Raw genomic sequence first — 19,572 nt, 5'->3', positions numbered from 1 at the left:
CGCATGCCCAGTCGTTTAAAGGACTATTTAATAGCGTTGAGTGCAAGCCTGTTGCTGAGCTCAAACGTGTTCGCCATGGTTGGCGAATCACCGGTGTATGCCTTATTCAGTCGCACGACCGGCGAATCGTTATCGGTCACCTTCGAGGCGTCGCAACGACAGTGGTTGCACACCCGCAGCGAACTGGTGCTGGGCACCTCGGCACCGGATTACCCGCCGTTCGACATGACCGTCAGTGGCCGCGATTATGAAGGCCTGACTGCCGACTACGCCGGTTTCCTCAGCGAAGCCACCGGCCTGCCGATCCGCATTCAACGATTCCCCTCGCGGGATGCCGCCATTCGCGCATTGCTGGACGGCCAGGTCGATCTGCTCGGAACGGCGAACGGCTACGAAGCCGGCAACGCCAATCTGGCTCTGTCCGAGCCCTATGCGGTCGACCAACCGGTGCTGGTGACACGCGAAGGCGAAACCCGCTCCCTGAGCGAAGGGCTGGCCGGCCTGCGTTTGAGCATGGTTTATCACTATCTACCGCTGGCCGAGGTCAAGGCGCTGTACCCCAAAGCGCTGATCACCTGCTATCCGTCGTACCAGAACGCAATTAACGCGGTGGCATTCGACCAGGCCGATGTCTTTCTCGGCGACACCCTGTCCACGCACTACATGATCAACAAGGGTTACCTCAACAACGTGCGCATGGCCAACTTCGGCAAACAGGAAGCCCAAGGGTTCAGCTTCGCCGTGCGCCGCAACAATCCGCATTTGCTGGACGTCATCAACACGGTACTCAAAGCGGTACCGCGCAGTGCGCGCGAGAACATCGCCAAACGCTGGAGCGCCGGCAGCGACATGTTGCTGACCGACCAGAAACTGCAACTGACCCGCCGCGAAGAGGCCTGGCTCAAGCAGCATCCCGTGGTCAGCGTACTGGTCAACGAGGCTTACGCGCCGCTGACGTTCTTCGACGGCGATGGCAATTTTCGCGGCATCAGCGCCGACCTGCTGGAGCTGATCCGTCTGCGTACCGGCCTGCGTTTCGACATCCGCCGCAGCCGCAATGATGCCGAAATGGTCAAACAGATCGACAACCACCAGGCCGACCTCATCGCCGCGCTTCTGCCGACCGCCGAGCGCGAAGAGACCCTGACTTTCAGTCGCCCTTATCTGGAAAACTCTTACGTCCTGCTGACCCGCAAGAGTGCGGGCAGCCCGACCAATCTGGGCCAGCTCAAAGACAAACCGATCGCGATTGCGCAAGGCAATCCAATGGTCGAGTACCTGCGCCGCGAATTTCCACGCATCCAGTTGATCGAGACACCGGACACCTTCAGCGCGGTTTCGCTGCTGGCCGAAGGTCATGTTGAAGGCGCGGTGAATTCTCTGGTGATCGCCAACTACTTCATCTCTTCGCGGATTTTCGAGCGGGCGCTGCAGATCACCACCACCATCGGCACTGGTCAGGCTGCCTTTTCTCTGGCCACGGCGCGCGATAATACCGAGCTGAGTTCGATCATCAACAAAGCACTGCTGAGCATCGCACCCGAAGAACTGGGTGTGATCAATGGTCGCTGGCGCGGCTACACCTCGGCCTCGCAGAACACCTGGCGCAATTATCAACGCCTGTTCTATCAAGTCATCGGGGCTGCCGGCGTGGTTCTGCTGTTGTTGCTGGCGTGGAACGCTTATATGCGCCGCCAGATCAACCAGCGCAAAGCCGCTGAACGGGCGCTCAACGACCAGTTCGAATTCATGCGTTCACTGGTCAACGGCACGCCGCATCCGATCTACGTGCGTGACCGGCAAGGACTGTTGCAAAGCTGCAATGACAGCTACCTCGAAGCCTTCAACGCCAAACGAGAAGACGTGATCGGCAAAAGCGTCATGCAGGGCACGCTGAGCAACGCCTTCGAAGCCCAGGCATTCCAGGCGGATTATCAGCGAGTCATCGCCCAAGGCAAGCCGCTGGTGCTCGACCGTCCCTTGCACATCGGCAATCGGCGGCTGACGATCTATCACTGGATCCTGCCCTATCGTGACTCTAGCGCAGACGTGCAAGGCATCATCGGCGGCTGGATCGACATCAGCGAACGCCGCCAGCTGTTCGAGGAACTGCGCACGGCCAAAGAGCAGGCCGACGATGCGAATCGTGCGAAAAGTACCTTTCTGGCGACGATGAGCCACGAGATCCGCACGCCAATGAATGCGGTCATCGGCATGCTCGAACTGACGCTCAAACGCATGGATCAGCAGCACCCCGATCGCTCATCGATCGACACCGCCTACCATTCGGCCAAGGATCTGCTGGGTCTGATCGGCGATATTCTGGATATCGCGCGAATCGAATCCGGGCGCCTGAGCCTGAGCCCGGAGCGGGTCAACCTGGTCGAAACGGTGGCGTCTGTTACGCGCATCTTCGATGGTCTGGCGCGGCAAAAAAACCTGTCACTGCACATGACGTTCAACCCGCCGCAACTGGCGGTCGACGTGCAACTGGATCCGCTGCGGTTCAAGCAAGTGCTGTCCAACCTGATCAGCAACGCGATCAAGTTCACCGAGCACGGACAAATCAGGATCACTCTCGATCTGATGAAAACCGACGATCCGGCGCGTTCATTGATGCAACTGACCGTTCAAGACAGTGGCGTCGGCATCAGCGCCGAAGATCAGCAGCGTCTGTTCGAGCCTTTTGCCCAAGCGGAGAACAGCGCTCAGCAAGCCCGCAGTGGCGCGGGTCTGGGTCTGGTGATCAGTCGCAGCCTGTGCGAAATGATGGGCGGAAAACTGCAGTTGAGCAGCCATCCCGGGATCGGCACTCAGGTGTGTATTTCCCTGCCATTGGAAACATTTCCCGCCGAAGTGATCACCCGCAAAGCCGAGCCGCCGATCAAGGCATCACTCGCCCCACTCAACGTATTGGTGGTGGATGATCACCCGGCCAATCGTCTGCTGATGTGTCAGCAACTGGAGTTTCTGGGGCACCAGTGCAGCCTCGCCGAAAACGGCAGCAGCGGACTGGACATGTGGAAAGCAGGTCAATTCGATCTGGTGATCGCCGACTGCAACATGCCGTTGATGAATGGCTATGACCTGACCCGCGCGATACGCCTGCATGAGCAGCAGAACCACAGCCCGCCGTGCACGGTGCTGGGTTTCACCGCCAATGCTCAACCCGAGGAAATCCTGCGCTGTAAGCAGGCCGGGATGGACGACTGCCTGTTCAAACCCTTGAGCCTGAGCCAACTGAGCCACTGGGTGGACGGCATCACCCCGGCCCCTCAATCGCCGGCATTCAACCTGCAAAGCCTGAACTTGCTGACCGGTGGCAACCCTGCACAGGGTCGGCGATTGTTGGCCGAGTTGCTCAAAAGCAGCCGCCTCGATCGTGAAGAATTACTCGCGTTGTCGCCGCAGAACGACTGCCAGGCATTGGCGCTGGTCGCCCACAAGATCAAAGGCGCGGCACGCATTGCACAGGCTTCGCGAGTGATCGAATGCTGCGACGCACTGGAACAAGCCTGCAACCAGTCAATGTCGGCAGACGAGATTGCGCGGCGCTGTGCGGCGAGCAATCAGGTGATGCTCGAACTGGAGCAGGCGTTGCAGCAACAATTGGCACTGGCCGACCAAGGCAAAATGACTGTGCCTTAACTATGCTTGGGCGCTGAGCAGTGAGTTAAATCTTTTGGAGAGCCAGAAATGCCCAGCCCACTGCGCCCGGAACAACGCCGGTTTCCCTTGCATGTGCACATCAGCGTCATGTTCACATTTCTGTTGCTGCTTACCGGGGTGATCCTGGGGCTGTTCAATTACCGACAGACCACGCAAATCATCCTCTCGAGCAGCGAAAAACTGTTCAACCGCATCGAACAGGATGTACGCGTCGACCTGCACGCCACCTATCAGCCGATTCGCCATCTGCTCAGCCTGCTGGCAGACAACCCAGCCACACAGGCCTTGGCGCTGGATCAGCGCCTGCCTTTGCTCAGGCCATTCAGCCAGTCACTGACGGACAATCCGGATCTGGCCTCGCTGTATCTGGGTTATGCAAACGGTGACTTCTTCATGGTGCGACCGTTGCGCAATGGTGCTTTGAAAACCCTGCTCAAAGCACCGGAGGCCGCAGCGTTTCAGGTCTGGAGCATTGAGCACGGTGCCGATGGCCCGCCACGGTCGCAATCGCTGTTCTTTGATCAATCGCTCACGCCGATCAGCCGACAGGACAACCCCGAAGACCTTTATGACCCGCGTAACCGCGCCTGGTTTACCAGCGCCCGACAGCAGGCCGAGCAAATCACCACCGAACCCTACGTATTTTTCTCCACCCACAATGTCGGCACCACCCTCGCCCGGCGCAGTGGCGAAAACGCCGTGATTGGCGCCGACCTGACGCTGGAAGCGCTCTCCGCGACGCTGACCAAACACGTGGTCACCCCGGCCACCGAAATCGCCTTGTTCGATGCTGACGGCAATGCCGTGGCCTACCCCGACAGCAGTCGTCTGATCGTCGACGATCGCACCGCACGGCTGGCCAAGGTGACTGATCTCAGTCCGCAATTGCATGCGTTGCTGTCCGGCGCGCACAAAGGCAATCGCCTGGAATCCGAAGGTCGCCAATGGATCGTCGCCCGCAGCAGCATGCAGGAAGGTGGGCCACGAGGTTTGCAATTGGCCTTGCTGGTGCCAGAGGACGAACTGTTGGTCGACGCCTATCGCATGCGCTGGCAAGGTGCGCTGATTACCCTCGCGACGTTATTGCTGTGCCTGCCGCTGGGCTGGTTGATCTCACGAATTCTGGTCAAACCCCTGCACGCGCTGGTCAAGGAAGCTGACGCGATCCGCAGTTTTGATTTCAATTTCCCCCTGACCCGACGCTCACCGGTGCTGGAAGTCGATCAGTTGAGTGTGTCGATGGCGCGAATGAAAGACACGCTGGCGAGTTTCTTCCGCATCACCGACAGCCTTTGTGCCGAAACCCGATTCGCGCCGCTGTTACAGCGAGTGCTGTTCGAAACCGTGCAGATCGCCCAGGCTCAGGCAGGCCTGATCTACCTGCGCGAAAGCGACGGCAACCGCATGGAACCTTACGGGGTGGTCATCGACGGCACTGCGCAAACCCTCGAAGATTTCGCTATTCAGGGCCACGACCTGCAGGCACATCAAGGTCCGGCATGGTTTCAGCAACTGGCACACGCCGACAACGTGGTGAGCAACCTCGGTTTCGAACAGGCCGGCGACCTGCAAAAAGTCTTGCTCGCGATGGCTTCGCCGCGCGTGCACCTGATCGGCATTCGCCTGCGCAACCGCCACAACGAAACCATCGGCCTGCTGATCTTGCTGGTGAACGACAGCGGCACGTCCGCCGACCTGGAAAAACTGCGACCGGATCGCATCGCCTTTCTCCAGGCCGTGTCCGGCGCCGCCGCGGTGAGCATCGAAAGCCAACGGTTGCAGGCCAAACAGAAACAACTGCTGGACGCCTTCATTCAATTGCTGGCCGGCGCCATCGATGCAAAAAGTCCCTACACCGGCGGCCATTGCCAGCGCGTGCCGGAACTGACTCTGATGCTCGCTCATGCGGCGGCAGCCAGTCACGCCCCAGCCTTCAAGGCCTATCAACCCAGCGAAGATGAATGGGAGGCGCTGCACATTGCCGCGTGGCTGCACGATTGCGGCAAGGTCACCACGCCTGAATACGTAGTCGACAAGGCCACCAAACTGGAGACCATCAACGACCGTATCCATGAGATTCGCACGCGCTTTGAGGTGCTCAAACGCGATGCCTGGATCAGCTACTGGCAAGCACTGGCCATGGGTGGTAACGAAGAACAGCTCAGCGTTTTGCGCGACACCACGTTGTTGGCACTCGATGAAGATTTCGCCTTCGTCGCCCGCTGTAATCTGGGCAGTGAGGCGATGGCCGAAGCGGATCTGCAACGACTGAATGAGCTGGGCCAGCGCACATGGATGCGCACGCTCGACGATCGTTTGGGTGTGTCATGGGAAGAAAACCGTCGCCAGTCGCGAACCTCGGCGCCGACTCTGCCCGTGCGGGAAAAACTGCTGGCGGACAAGCCCGAACACTTGCTCGAACGCGCCGACAGCGAACTGATTCCGGAAGACAATCCGTGGGGGTTCAAACTCGACGTGCCGCGCTACAAATACAATCGTGGCGAGTTATATAACCTGAGCATCACCCGCGGCACGCTGACCCGCGAAGAACGCTACATCATCAACCATCACATGGTGCAGACGATCCTGATGCTCAGCCACCTGCCCTTCCCCGGGCACCTGGACAGCGTCGCCGAAATCGCCGGCGGCCATCATGAAAAAATGGACGGCACCGGTTACCCGAAACGTCTGAAACGCGAAGAAATGAGCCTGCCGGCACGGATGATGGCGATTGCCGATATTTTCGAGGCACTGACGGCGGCAGATAGGCCTTACAAAAAGGCCAAATCCTTGAGCGAGGCGCTGAATATCATGGCGACGATGAGCCACGAGTCGCACATTGATCCTGAGCTGTTCGGCCTGTTCATCAACGAAGGCGTGTATTTGCAGTACGCCACGCGCTTTCTTGATCCGCAGCAGATCGATGCGGTGGATCCCGCCAGCCTGCTCCGCAAGGCTGGCGTCAGCGCATGATCAGCAGTCGGTCAGGCGCAGGAAAATCGCCGCCAGTTGCTCGATGCCAGCCTGATCGTCAGCGCCAAAACGCGCCAGCTTCGGGCTGTCGAGGTCAAGCACGCCAATCAGGCGGCCGTCCTTGACCAACGGCACGACCAGTTCACTGTTCGACGCACTGTCGCAAGCGATATGGCCGGGAAACGCGTGAACGTCTTCGACTCGCTGCGTCTGCAAGGTTGCCGCCGCTGCACCGCAGACACCGCGACCAAACGGAATGCGCACGCAAGCGATCTGCCCTTGAAACGGGCCGAGCACCAGCTCTTCGTTGCGGTTGAGGTAGAAACCCGCCCAGTTCAGGTCATCGAGCTGGTTAAACAGGAACGCCGAAAACTGCGCGGCGTTGGCGATGAAATCGCGTTCGTCCGCCAGCAGCGATTCCAGTTGCGCGGCCAACATGCCATAGCCTTCGAGACCCTGGCCGCTTTGTTGCAAATCAATCATGCCTTGTGCTCCAACAATTTCAGTCCCACCCAGTAGCGGGCGAATTGGTACGCGCAACGTCCGTTGCGATTGCCGCGGCCGGTGGCCCAACGCACGGCGAGGATGTCCAGCTCTTCGTCGCGCTGCCAGCTCAGATTGGCCTTGGCTGCCAACTGGCCGATCCAGTGTTCAACGACGTCGAGGAAGTGTTCTTGGGTGAATGGGTAGAAAGACAGCCACAGGCCAAAGCGATCCGACAGAGCAATCTTGTCCTCCACCGCTTCGCTTGGGTGCAACTCGCCATCGACGCGTTTCCAGTTTTCGTTGTCGCTTTCCTTCTCCGGCACCAGGTGGCGACGGTTGGAGGTGGCGTACAGCAAAACGTTGTCCGGCGCCTGTTCCAGCGAGCCGTCCAGCACGCTTTTCAGCACGCGGTAATCGCCTTCGCCGGACTCGAACGACAAGTCATCGCAGAACAACACAAAGCGCTGTGGCAGCTTGCCGATCTGCTCGACCACGCGCGGCAGGTCGGCCAGATGATCGCGTTCGATCTCGATCAAACGCAGGCCGGCTGCGGCGTGTTCCGCCAGCAGTGCGCGCACCAGCGACGATTTACCAGTGCCACGCGAGCCCCACAACAAGGCGTGGTTGGCCGGCATGCCGTCGAGAAATTGCTGGGTGTTGCGGCCCAGTTGATCGAGCTGACGGTCGACGCCGATCAGGTCGGACAGACGCATGTCGAGGCTGACTTCCAGCGGCAGCAAATAACCGCTGCGCCCGTCACGCTGCCAGCGCGCGGCCAGGCAAGTGTTCCAGTCGATCACCGGACGCGGTGCCGGCAACAAGGGTTCGATCCGCGCCAGAACCGACTCGGCGCGTTCAAGAAAAGCATTCAATCGGGAATCCACGTCTTTTCCTCGGGCTCGTTCACAGTGATGATGGCGATCCAGCCACGACACACAGACTTAAAGTCCCGCACCCAGCCTTGTTACAAGGCGATTCGGGAACCTCGGTATCCATACATGATCGACTATGCTTGAGCAGCGAAGGGAAACGGAAGTGGTTCAACACCCCATGGATATCAAATTCACCCAACGGCTGTCGTACAAGCAAGCCAAGCTTACTGTGCTGGTCGGGTTCATTCTGGGCACGCTGCTCAGCCTGCTGCAAATCGGCATCGATTATGCCAGTGAAGACGCTTCCATCAACCGTGAAATCCTGTCTTTGCTGGAAATCAGCCACAATCCGGCGTCTCGCATCGCTTACAACATCGACGCCGAACTGGCCCAGGAGCTCACCCTCGGCCTGCTGCGTTCGCCGGCCATCATTTCCGCGCAACTGACCGATAACAACGATACGGTGCTGGCCAGCGTCAAACGTCCCGAGCTGCAAAGCGGCTACCGGATGATCAGCGATGCCCTGTTCGGCGCCAAACGCCAGTTCGAAGACCGCCTCTACCTCGACCACCTGCCCACCGAATCGCTAGGGGTGCTGAGCCTTGAAGTCGACACCTACGCCTTTGGCAGCCGCTTTCTGCGCCGGGCGGAAATCACCTTGCTCAACGGTTTCGCCCGCAGCCTGATTCTTACCGGCATTCTGCTGGCGTTGTTCTACGTGATGCTGACCAAGCCACTGGTGCGGGTGATTCGTGAACTCAGCAGTCGCGACCCGCGCAGCGCAGAACCGACAACCCTGGAATGCCCCGCCGGGCATGCCAATGACGAAATTGGTGTGCTGGTCAAAGTCGCCAATCAGCAATTCGAAAACATCGCCACGGAAATCCAGCAGCGCCGCAACGCGGAAAACCGCCTGACCGATTACCTCAGCCAACTGGAAACCATCGTTTCCTCGCGCACCGCTGAACTCAAGGCGATCAACACGCGGCTCAGCCAATCCAATCAGGAACTCGAAGTCGCCCGCAGCACCGCGTTGGACATGGCCGAGGCACGCTCGGCGTTTCTCGCCAATATGAGCCATGAAATCCGCACGCCGCTCAACGGCTTGCTGGGGATGATCGCGCTATCGCTGGACGGCCCGCTGAACGCCGAACAGCAACAACAACTGGCGATCGCCCACGACTCGGGCAAAGTGCTGGTGGAGTTGCTCAACGATATTCTCGATCTGTCGAAATTCGATGCCGGGCAACTGGAGCTCGAACACATTCCGTTCGACCTCGGTGCGCTGGTCGAGGACACCGCCAATCTGCTCTCGCAGAATGCTGCGCCGAGCGTCGAACTGACCTGCCTGATCGATCCGCACTTCCCCGCGCTGGTACTCGGCGACCCGACCCGGGTTCGGCAGATTGTCAGCAACCTGCTGTCGAACGCGCTGAAGTTCACCCGTTTCGGTCGCGTCGATGTGCGCTTGTCGGCCTATAAGGATGGCGTGCGCATCGAAGTCTGTGACACCGGGATCGGCATCGCGCAGGAAGCGCAGGTGAAAATCTTCCAGCCGTTCACTCAGGCTGGCGCTGGCATCACCCGGCAATATGGCGGCACCGGGCTTGGTCTGGCGCTGACCTACAACCTGTGCGAAGCCATGCAGGGCCGTCTGACGATCAGTTCGGAGGCCGGTTTCGGCAGCCAGTTCTGTGCCGAATTGCCGTTGCCCAGCCATACCCGCGCGATCGCTCCGGCACCGCTGCATGGCAAAGTCCTCGCCATCACCGCTGGCAGTAGTGGCCTGGCAGAACTGCTGAAAAGTTTGCTGCCGGGCTGGGGCATCGAATACGACCAGTGCACGATTGATGATTCATTGCTGGGCCGCACGCCTGACGTATTGATCACCGATTGCCCGGAATGCCTGTTCGGCCTGCGCCCCACCATTAAGGCGCCGATTTTACTGGTCACCGCTTATGGCAGCTTTCTGCCCAGCGAAGAAGCCGCGGCGCTGGCGCCACTGCAGCAGCAGGCGCGACCGCTGGCTCGCAACGCGCTGTATCAGAATCTGCGCAGAACCTTGCAAGCGGACATCGCCGACGTTGGTGACACACCTCTGGAGGCTGCACCCTCGCTTCGGCGCGCTCGGGTTTTGTTGGTCGAGGACAACCCGGTCAATCAACTGGTGGCCAAAGGCATGCTCGGCAAGCTTGGCTGCGAAGTGGTGGTCGCGGCTCACGGTGCCGAGGCGTTGGATCAACTGGAATTCCATGATTTCGACATGGTGCTGATGGACTGCAACATGCCGGTGATGGACGGCTACGAAGCGAGTCGGCAAATTCGCCAGAGCGGGCGCTGGCCGCAATTGCCGATCGTCGCCCTGACCGCCAACGCCATGTCCGAAGAACGAGAACGCTGCCGCGCGGCGGGCATGAGCGACTATCTGGCCAAACCGTTTCGCCGCGAAGAACTGGCAGCGCTGCTTGATCAATGGGTGCCGGTTACGCCAAAGCCTTGATCTGCCCGAGCAAGTGATCGAGGCCGTTGCGCAATTCGCTGAGTCGATCGAGATCGACGCCGCTGTCGCACAACAATTTCGCCTTGAGCGGCCCGACCTGCTCGCGCAATGCTTGCCCGGCGGGCGTCAGGCTCAAATGCACCTCACGCTCATCGCGAGCCGAACGCTGGCGCTGCACCCATTGCATTTGCTCCAGACGCTTGAGCAACGGCGTCAGCGTCCCGGAATCCAGTGCCAGACGTTCGCCCAGCGCTTTCACCGTCGGTTGCTCCGGAGCGTTTTCCTGCCACTCCCACAACACCAGCATCACCAGATATTGCGGGTAGGTCAGGCCGAGCTGATCGAGCATCGGCTTGTAGGCGCGAATCACTGCGCGAGATGCGGCGTACAGCTTGAAACACAACTGGTTGTCGAGCTGCATCGAATCGACGGACAGGCTGTTCATTTCAGCAGCGCTTCGATCTCGCCGTTCAGATCCTGTGGTTTGGTGGTCGGGGCGAAACGCTTGACCAGTTGACCGTCCTTGCCGATCAGGAACTTGGTGAAATTCCACTTGATGCCCTGCGAACCCAGCAGACCCGGCGCACGCTTTTTCAATTGCACGAACAGCGGGTGCGCATCGGCACCGTTGACATCAATCTTCTTGAACAGCGGGAAACTCACGCCGAAATTCAGCTCGCAGAACTCACTGATCGCGCCCTCGTTGCCCGGCTCCTGCTTGCCGAACTGATTGCACGGAAAGCCCAGCACCACCAGGCCTTGATCCTTGTAGGTCTGCCACAGTTCTTCGAGGCCTTTGTATTGCGGGGTGAAACCGCACTTGCTCGCTGTGTTGACCACCAGCACCGCTTTGCCGGCGTAGTCGGCCAAGGTCTTTTGCTCACCCTTGATGGTGGTGCACGGGATATTCAGCAGGTTGTCGCTCATGGGTCGGGCTCCGCAGGAAGTGGCAAAGGGCAAACATAGCGAGCAATTAAATTGTGTGCAATTTAATTTATCGGATTCCCCCCTGTAGGAGCTGCCGAAGGCTGCGATCTTTTGACGTTGTTTTTTAAAGCAAGATCAAAAGATCGCAGCCTTCGGCAGCTCCTACAGGGTTTTATCGTGAAATTAAACGCGTGGTTCGAGGTTCAGGCACACCGAATTGATGCAATAACGCAGACCCGTCGGCGGCGGGCCGTCCGGGAACACGTGGCCCAGGTGAGCGTCACAGCGCGCGCATTTCACTTCCGTGCGAATCATGCCGTGAGTGGTGTCACGGATTTCGGTCATCGCGCTTTCGCCGATGGGCGCGTAGAAGCTCGGCCAGCCGCAGCCGGAGTCGAATTTGGTCTTGGAATCGAACAGTGGCTCATTGCAGCACACGCAATGATAAACACCGTCGGTTTTGGTCGCATTGTACTTGCCGGAGAACGGTCGTTCGGTCGCACTGAGACGGCAAACGTTGTACTGCTCGGGGTCAAGCATCTCACGCCATTCTTCCAGGGTTTTTTCCAACTTTTCCATCATCACACCTCAGCGGCTGAAAAAGCCCGATCTGTACCTTTTCCACGGATCGAGCGGCACGTATGATTGCGCCTCATTTGATGCCAGTCTGGCAGCCGCGTTACATGCACTCAAACGGATTTTTTGCAGCGTCACGTTCCGGCACCCGATTGGCATGCAAACGCAGGAATCCCAGTACGGTAGTTCATACAGCGTCTGGATCGTTCATTTTCGGGATCACATCGCCATGCAGTTCAGCAAATCGAACAAGCTCGCCAACGTCTGCTACGACATTCGCGGCCCGGTGCTCAAGCACGCCAAACGTCTGGAAGAGGAAGGCCAGCGCATCCTCAAGCTGAATATCGGCAACCCGGCACCGTTTGGTTTCGAGGCGCCGGACGAAATTCTTCAGGATGTGATCCGCAACCTGCCGACCGCGCAAGGCTACAGCGATTCCAAAGGCCTGTTCAGCGCGCGCAAAGCGGTGATGCAGTACTACCAGCAGAAGCAGGTTGAAGGTGTCGGCATCGAAGACATCTACCTGGGCAACGGCGTGTCCGAGCTGATCGTGATGTCGCTGCAGGCGCTGCTCAACAACGGCGACGAAGTGCTGGTGCCGGCCCCGGACTATCCACTGTGGACGGCGGCCGTGAGCCTGGCGGGTGGTAACGCCGTGCATTACCTGTGCGACGAAGGCGCCGACTGGTTCCCGGATCTGGCCGACATCAAGGCCAAGATCACCCCGAATACCAAAGCAATGGTGATCATCAACCCGAACAACCCGACCGGCGCGGTGTATTCCAAGGAAGTGTTGCTGGGCATGCTGGAAATCGCCCGCGCACACAACCTGGTGGTGTTCTCCGACGAAATCTACGACAAGATTCTGTATGACGACGCGGTGCACATCTGCACCGCTTCGCTGGCCCCAGATCTGCTGTGCCTGACCTTCAACGGTCTGTCGAAGTCCTACCGCGTGGCCGGGTTCCGCTCGGGCTGGATCGCCATCTCCGGGCCGAAACACAACGCGCAGAGCTACATAGAAGGCATCGACATGCTGGCGAACATGCGTCTGTGCGCCAACGTGCCGAGCCAGCACGCGATTCAGACCGCACTCGGCGGCTATCAGAGCATCAATGATCTGGTGCTGCCGCAAGGGCGTCTGCTGGAACAACGCAACCGTACGTGGGAATTGCTCAACGACATTCCGGGCGTGAGTTGCGTCAAGCCGATGGGCGCGCTGTACGCGTTCCCGAAAATCGATCCGAAAGTCTGTCCGATCCATAACGACGAAAAATTCGTTCTCGATCTGCTGCTCTCCGAGAAGCTGCTGGTGGTGCAAGGCACGGCGTTCAACTGGCCGTGGCCGGATCACTTCCGTGTGGTCACCCTCCCGCGCGTCGATGATCTGGAAATGGCCATCGGCCGCATCGGCAACTTCCTCAAGTCCTACCGCCAGTAATAGGCCAGCAGTGCGCAACGCCCCGAACGTTGCGCACTGTCTGATTCGGCAACACTTCTGCGCCCCACCCTTTGCGTACGCCTTCTACACTTGCGACTCGTACCGATCACGTGCGTCTGACGTAGTCGCGACGGGTCGCGGCTGTTGGTCATCCCTGTCGGTTTACGTTGTGGGAAATGAACCTTGCACCGAAGAATTCACTGTAGGACACAGTTTGAAATAGTCACTCAGTTGAATAGCCCGCTGCAGCACCTTATATACCCCGCAGTACGCTACATCTTTAGCTTGAGGAGATTTCTACAACCATGATGCGCATCCTGCTGTTTTTGGCCACTAACCTGGCGGTCGTGCTGATAGCCAGCATCACCCTGAGCCTGTTCGGCTTCAACGGGTTCATGGCGGCCAACGGGGTTGATCTCAACCTTAGTCAGCTGCTGGTTTTCTGTGCGGTCTTTGGTTTTGCCGGTTCGCTGTTCTCGCTGTTCATCTCCAAGTGGATGGCGAAGATGAGCACCAGCACCCAGATCATCAGCCAGCCACGCACCCGGCATGAGCAATGGCTGCTGCAAACCGTCGAGCAATTGTCCCGCGAAGCCGGGATCAAGATGCCCGAAGTCGGTATTTTCCCGGCCTACGAGGCGAACGCCTTCGCCACTGGCTGGAACAAGAACGACGCGCTGGTCGCGGTCAGTCAGGGTTTGCTCGAGCGTTTTTCGCCCGACGAAGTGAAGGCCGTGCTGGCTCACGAAATCGGCCACGTGGCCAACGGTGACATGGTCACGCTGGCGCTGATCCAAGGCGTGGTGAACACCTTCGTGATGTTCTTTGCACGGATCATCGGTAACTTCGTCGACAAAGTGATCTTTAAAAACGAAGAAGGCCAAGGCATCGCCTACTACGTGGCGACCATCTTCGCCGAACTGGTGCTGGGCATTCTGGCCAGCTCGATCGTCATGTGGTTCTCGCGTAAACGTGAATTCCGTGCAGACGAAGCCGGTGCACGTCTGGCCGGTACCAGCGCAATGATCGGTGCCCTGCAGCGTCTGCGCGCCGAACAGGGCCTGCCAGTGCATATGCCGGACACCCTGAATGCCTTCGGCATCAACGGTGGCATCAAGCAGGGCTTCGCGCGCATGTTCATGAGCCACCCGCCGCTGGAAGAGCGTATCGACGCCCTGCGCCGTCGCGGTTAAACCCGGCGCAGCAAGCCAGTCGCAGTAACAAACAAAAAGGCCCGTATCTCACGATACGGGCCTTTTTTTGTCCGGGTTTTGCGATCAGCCAGCGATGGCGCGATCCACCGAGAGTTTGCCGGCGCCTTCGATCAGTACTGCGAGGCTGCCACCGAGCAGGGCCAGGGCAAATTCGTAACCGTTGTTGGCCATGAACAAACCGTTGCTGATGTGTACGGTGAAGATCGCCACCAGCGACAGGAAGGTCAGGCCCAGCGCCGCCGGACGAACCAGCAAACCGATGATCAGCGCCAGACCGGCGAAGAACTCGGTACCACCCGCCAAGGTTGCCATCAGGTAACCCGGGTGCAGACCGATGCTGTCCATGTATTGCGCGGTGCCGGACAAACCGTAACCACCGAACAGTCCAAACAGCTTTTGCGAACCGTGAGCCGCGAAGATCACACCGACAGCGATGCGCAGGATGGTCAGACCGTAACCGGCGCGGGTGAACAGGACTTTGTTGATCAGTGAGCTCATGGAAGCATTCCTTGTTTTGCGAGAAGTGTGTGTTGGTTGGCCGCTATATTAATCAGTTAATTTCATGATAAAAGCGCAATTATTCCGCCATAACAATCAAATTATTAGATCATTTGCGTGAGGCTACTTTTTGTCCTCCGGGCTCCAACGACTCCCGCTCCCGGTCGAACGCCAAGTAATACTTGTTCACGCTATTAACATAGCTGACCGGCCCCATTCCCACCTGCTCCATGGCAATGCGCTCGACCTGGAAGAACCATTGATTGGGGTTCAAGCCACGCCGCCGCGCTTCGGCGCGCATGCCTTGCACCCGCTCCGGGCCGATGTTGTAAGCCGCGAGCGTAAAGGCCATGCGCTCGCGCTCGTTGAGCTTGGGACTGTTGAAGAACTTGCGCCGGATCATCGCGAGGTACTTGGCCCCGGCCTGCACGTTGGCATCAAGATTCTGAATATTGTCGACGCCGACGCGTTGCGCGGCGGACGGGGTGATCTGCATCAGCCCGGTCGGGCCACTGCCGCTGCGGGCATTGGGTTGCAGCGCGGACTCCTTGAACGCCAGCGCCGCCAGGTTCAGCCAATCCATTTTTTGCGCGTCAGCGTGTTTTTGCAGGGTCGGGCGCAGTTTTTCCAGACGCTGGCGGTCAGCCTTGGCCAATGGATAGTGAACTTGATAGAGGCGACGGTAAATGCGCAGAAACGCCGCATCTTCGTTGGACGGTTTTTTGTAACCGATCAAAAAGCGATCAATGCTTGCCCGCAACATCGAGGCATCGCGGCGGACGAACCAGTACTCTTCGCCAGGCTCGCTGATCATCAACTGCCGATCAAAACGCAATTTCGGCAGGATCTTGCCCCAACGCTCGGCGATGGGTTGCTCGACGATGGTCAGGTGGAAAATCCCGCCCTGCACCATTTCCAGCACATCTTCGACCGCCAGTGTCGGGTCGACCCATTCGATCTTGATCGGCGCCAGTTTGTGCAGCGCCAGTTTCTGATTCAGCTGGCTGACGGCCTCCCCCGCTGCGCTGCCGGTCGGCAAGGCGAGGGTTTTACCGGAGAGCTGTTCAACCTTGGTGTAGCGTCGCTCGCCCTTGATGCCGACCAGGATCAGCGGCACGTTGCTGGCGATCGGTTCGCTGCTGGCCACCGCGTGACCTGGTTGCAGGTCGAGCAATTCTCCCGGCGCCACCAGATCACCTTCGCCACGCTGTAAGGCGCCGAGCAATTGATCCTTGGATTTGGGGATGATCTTGAGGGTGATTTCCTGACCGTCACGGGCGTGACCGTTGAGGTATTGCTCGAAGGCGCGCAGCCGATGGTATTCGACGCCGATGGCCTGGCCCTGGACTTCGCCGGAGCTGTTGCGGCTCTGATTGACCAGCACCCGCAACACGCGACTGCTGCGGATCTCCGAGAGATCGCGCACTTTGGCGGCCGGCACGGCTTGCAGCGGCCCGGGCAGGCGCGCAACCGCCGTCATCGGCAGCAGCAGCGATCCACACAACAGCAACAAAACCGAGGGACGAACCATCCACTCTCCGGAAAGAATACGGGGCAATTTCACCGCTGAACGGTCGAAATCACCGACGAAAACAGAGCGCCTGGAGCGCTGGCAAGGTGCGAGAGACTGGCACAGCGTTGGCATTGCTGCCAATCAGACGGGTCTCGCGGCATCAAAAGACAGCTTTAACTCGTTGTAGTTCTTGGCTTTTCTTATGAATCTACAGCTCTGGTATGCTTTCCGGCCTTCGGCCCGAGGTAGCAACCATGCAACTCATCGATATCGGCGTCAACCTGACCAACCCAAGTTTCGCCGACAAACACCAGGCCGTACTCGACCGCGCCTACGCCGCCGGGGTCTGCCAACTGGTGCTGACCGGCACCAGCGTCGAGGGTAGCGAACAGGCGCTGGAGCTGTGTCAGCAACTGGATGAGAGCGGTCAACGGCTGTTCGCCACCGCCGGCATTCACCCACATTCGGCCAGTGACTGGAGCGCTGACAGCGCGGGGCGTTTGCGCAGTTTGCTGAAGGAATCGAACGTGGTCGCGGTGGGCGAATGCGGGCTGGATTTCAATCGCGATTTCTCCCCGCGCCCGCAGCAGGAGAAGGTGTTGGAAGAACATCTGGCGCTGGCCGTTGAGCTGCAGTTGCCGGTGTTTTTACACGAGCGCGATGCCAGTCAGCGACTACTGGAGATACTGAAAGGCTTCCGCGATCAGTTGCCTGCCGCAGTGGTGCATTGCTTCACCGGTGAGCAAAAGGCGCTGTTCAGTTATCTCGACATGGATCTGCACATCGGTATTACCGGCTGGATCTGCGACGAGCGTCGGGGCACGCATCTGCATCCGCTGGTAAAAGAAATCAAACGCGGACGGCTGATGCTGGAAAGCGATGCGCCTTATTTGTTACCGCGTACGTTGCGACCGAAACCGAAGAACGGGCGTAATGAGCCGGCGTATCTGACGGAGGTGTTGCGCGAAGTGGCGTTGCATCGTGGCGAGACCGAGGAAGACCTGGCTGCGCACACCACCGCGTGCGCCCGCGCGTTTTTCAATCTCCCCACCCTCCCCTGACCCACCAAATTCCTCCTGTGGGAGCGGGCTTGCTCGCGAAAGCGCTGTGTCAGGCAAAAATGATTTAAATGACACACCGCATTCGCGAGCAAGCCCGCTCCCACAGGGGACTGTGTGGTCTTTTGATGTGCATCAAGTTCTGCAGATCTGCATAGCGGCACAATACTGGCACCTTGCCAATGCTGTTTCCGCTATCAGAGAAGACCTCCATGGGTGCCTGGCTTAGCAATATCTCGCTGAAATATAAATTCTGGGCGGTCAATGCGGTCGCCTTCGTCACCACGTTGTTGTTGGTGTTGTACGCCGTACACCTCGAACAACAGGCGCGCAGTCATGCATCAAAGGCCTCCGCGCAGGCCCAGGCGCAGTTGCTCAAGGCCTGGCCGGTCGGGCAAGCGCTACCCAAAGCCGATCAAGTGCTGACCTTCAAACGCGGTGAAGCGCCGCGTCTCAACGATCAACCGTTATTGGAAATCGCCGACAGCAACGGCTGGATCGAGATCAACCCGATGCCATTGTTCGGCAAAAACCCGTTGATGGGCGCCGAGGTGTTCAGCCGTGCCGACGGTCAACGCGTCGCCGTGATCGCTTATGGCCCGAGCCTGGCGCAGGTATTCGATGAGCGTTTCGCCAACTTCGCCGTGGCCGTATTGATTCTGATGCTGGCCATGCTCGGCGCTTCACAACTGTTGATCCGCTTCCTGCTCAGCCAACTCAACACCCTGAAAGACGTGATGCTGCACGTCGAGAAAAGCGGCGACCTCTCGGCCCGCGTGCCATTGGCCTGCACAGATGAAGTCGGGCAGATGGCCAGTGCCTTCAACGCGATGCAGGCAGGTTATCAGCGTGTGGTCACCACCGTTGCCAACACCGCGCGGCAACTGGACGTCGGTGCGGCGCGTCTGGCGGCGAGTATGGACGAAGTGCGTCATGGCATGCTCGGCCAGCAGAGTGAAACCGATCAAGCGGCCACGGCGATCAATGAAATGACCGCCACGGTCTATCACATCGCCCAGCACGCGGGCGCCACCCGCGATTTGTCGCAGACCGCTGACGGTCTGGCCGGCAGTGGTCAGCAAGTGGTTGCGCGCGTGCAGCATTCGATCGCCGGTCTGTCCAGCGGCGTACAGCAGACTGCCGAAATGATTCAACGCTTGGCTGAGGACAGTCAGAAGATCAACGGTGTGGTCAGCGTGATTCACAGCATCGCCGAGCAGACCAATCTGCTTGCTCTCAATGCTGCCATCGAGGCTGCGCGTGCGGGGGAAATGGGCCGTGGTTTTGCGGTGGTCGCTGATGAAGTGCGCCACCTCGCGAAACGTGTGCAGGCTTCGACTGATGAGATCACCACGATGGTGTCGGCTTTGCAGGCCGGCACGCGCGATGCGGTGGATTTCATGCAGGAGAGTTCGTATAAGGCCGACGATTGTGTGCAGCAGGCGCAGGAAGCTGGCGCGGCGCTGGCCGAGATCACCGGCGCGGTGGCGCAGATGCGCGAGAGCAATACGCAGATCGCCGTGGCGGCTGAGCAGCAGAGTCAGGTTGCCGAGGAGATGAATCGGGCGGTGGTGAGCATTCGCGATGTGACCGAGAACACCGTGCAGCAGACGGTGGATTCGGCGACGACCAGTAATGAGTTGGCGACGTTGGCTGGGGAATTGAGCAAGGCGATTGGGCAGTTGAAACTCTGAGGATCAAAAGATCGCAGCCTTCGGCAGCTCCTACAGGTGTACACCTTTCAATATAGGAGCTGCCGAAGGCTGCGATCTTTTTTGTCCATCATGCCTATGAAGCCAATAGCCAACCTCGATTCGCCGCCCTTCCCGGCCCGGCCTATTCTTC

General features: G+C 59.1%; 14 protein-coding genes. 7 read left to right on the top strand and 7 right to left on the bottom strand.

Features of this window, described 5'->3' with window-relative positions:
- Positions 1-3: 3 nt before the first annotated feature.
- Positions 4-3,648 carry a transporter substrate-binding domain-containing protein gene (locus tag ACIOMO_RS14670; RefSeq protein ID WP_401241563.1) on the top strand — a complete coding sequence of 1,215 codons (3,645 nt, stop codon included), beginning with the start codon at positions 4-6 and terminating at the stop codon, positions 3,646-3,648.
- Positions 3,649-3,696: 48 nt separating this feature from the next.
- Positions 3,697-6,642 carry an HD domain-containing phosphohydrolase gene (locus tag ACIOMO_RS14665; protein WP_401241560.1) on the top strand — a complete coding sequence of 982 codons (2,946 nt, stop codon included), beginning with the start codon at positions 3,697-3,699 and terminating at the stop codon, positions 6,640-6,642.
- Here ACIOMO_RS14665 and ACIOMO_RS14660 read toward each other — a convergent pair whose 3' ends face one another.
- Both ACIOMO_RS14660 and ACIOMO_RS14655 read right to left on the bottom strand, forming a co-directional pair.
- Positions 6,643-7,125, bottom strand: coding sequence for a GAF domain-containing protein (locus ACIOMO_RS14660; RefSeq protein ID WP_159811571.1), 483 nt, complete (start codon positions 7,123-7,125; stop codon positions 6,643-6,645).
- On the bottom strand, positions 7,122-8,012 hold the full coding sequence (locus tag ACIOMO_RS14655; RefSeq protein WP_159811570.1) for an ATP-binding protein: 891 nt from the start codon (positions 8,010-8,012) through the stop codon (positions 7,122-7,124). Before ACIOMO_RS14655 ends, ACIOMO_RS14660 begins: the two co-directional genes overlap by 4 nt.
- 166 nt (positions 8,013-8,178) lie before the next feature.
- Between ACIOMO_RS14655 and ACIOMO_RS14650 the strand changes: the two genes are divergently transcribed.
- Entirely contained in the window at positions 8,179-10,500 is a 2,322-nt protein-coding gene (locus ACIOMO_RS14650; protein WP_400751747.1) for a response regulator, read from the top strand.
- Here the strand turns inward: ACIOMO_RS14650 and ACIOMO_RS14645 are convergent.
- The 3 genes from ACIOMO_RS14645 to msrB all read right to left on the bottom strand — a co-directional run bounded on the left by ACIOMO_RS14645 (position 10,484) and on the right by msrB (position 12,006).
- Entirely contained in the window at positions 10,484-10,945 is a 462-nt protein-coding gene (locus ACIOMO_RS14645; protein ID WP_401241556.1) for a MarR family winged helix-turn-helix transcriptional regulator, read from the bottom strand. The two genes, ACIOMO_RS14650 and ACIOMO_RS14645, sit on opposite strands and share 17 nt — an antisense overlap.
- Entirely contained in the window at positions 10,942-11,427 is a 486-nt protein-coding gene (locus ACIOMO_RS14640) for a glutathione peroxidase (protein WP_053122369.1), read from the bottom strand. Before ACIOMO_RS14640 ends, ACIOMO_RS14645 begins: the two co-directional genes overlap by 4 nt.
- A 183-nt stretch (positions 11,428-11,610) precedes the next feature.
- A complete protein-coding gene (gene msrB, locus ACIOMO_RS14635; RefSeq protein WP_212549033.1) occupies positions 11,611-12,006 on the bottom strand; it encodes a peptide-methionine (R)-S-oxide reductase MsrB in 396 nt (131 codons plus the stop codon).
- Between the two features lie 226 nt (positions 12,007-12,232).
- Between msrB and ACIOMO_RS14630 the strand changes: the two genes are divergently transcribed.
- Positions 12,233-13,444 carry a pyridoxal phosphate-dependent aminotransferase gene (locus ACIOMO_RS14630; RefSeq protein ID WP_016770856.1) on the top strand — a complete coding sequence of 404 codons (1,212 nt, stop codon included), beginning with the start codon at positions 12,233-12,235 and terminating at the stop codon, positions 13,442-13,444.
- Between the two features lie 305 nt (positions 13,445-13,749).
- Positions 13,750-14,637, top strand: a complete 888-nt coding sequence (gene htpX, locus ACIOMO_RS14625) for a protease HtpX (protein ID WP_053122372.1) — start codon at positions 13,750-13,752, stop codon at positions 14,635-14,637.
- A gap of 84 nt (positions 14,638-14,721) precedes the next feature.
- Here the strand turns inward: htpX and ACIOMO_RS14620 are convergent, their stop codons facing one another.
- Positions 14,722-15,156, bottom strand: a complete 435-nt coding sequence (locus ACIOMO_RS14620; RefSeq protein ID WP_053122374.1) for a DoxX family protein — start codon at positions 15,154-15,156, stop codon at positions 14,722-14,724.
- 109 nt (positions 15,157-15,265) lie between these two features.
- The gene (locus ACIOMO_RS14615; protein ID WP_400648868.1) at positions 15,266-16,687 is read right to left on the bottom strand and encodes a transglycosylase SLT domain-containing protein; all 1,422 of its coding nucleotides are present in this window, start codon (positions 16,685-16,687) and stop codon (positions 15,266-15,268) included.
- A gap of 236 nt (positions 16,688-16,923) precedes the next feature.
- Here ACIOMO_RS14615 and ACIOMO_RS14610 point away from each other — a divergent pair, with 236 nt between their 5' ends.
- Both ACIOMO_RS14610 and ACIOMO_RS14605 read left to right on the top strand, forming a co-directional pair.
- A complete protein-coding gene (locus ACIOMO_RS14610; RefSeq protein ID WP_212543721.1) occupies positions 16,924-17,730 on the top strand; it encodes a TatD family hydrolase in 807 nt (268 codons plus the stop codon).
- A 209-nt stretch (positions 17,731-17,939) separates the two neighbouring features.
- Positions 17,940-19,421: a methyl-accepting chemotaxis protein gene (locus ACIOMO_RS14605; protein ID WP_053122380.1), complete on the top strand. Its 1,482-nt coding sequence runs from the start codon at positions 17,940-17,942 to the stop codon at positions 19,419-19,421.
- Positions 19,422-19,572 lie beyond the last annotated feature (151 nt).

Origin of the sequence: Pseudomonas sp. NPDC087804, assembly GCF_044742965.1 — a bacterium.
GTDB lineage: Bacteria > Pseudomonadota > Gammaproteobacteria > Pseudomonadales > Pseudomonadaceae > Aquipseudomonas > Aquipseudomonas rustica.
Note: the sequence above shows the minus strand (reverse complement) of the source record. Positions and strands in the feature narration are given on the sequence as shown.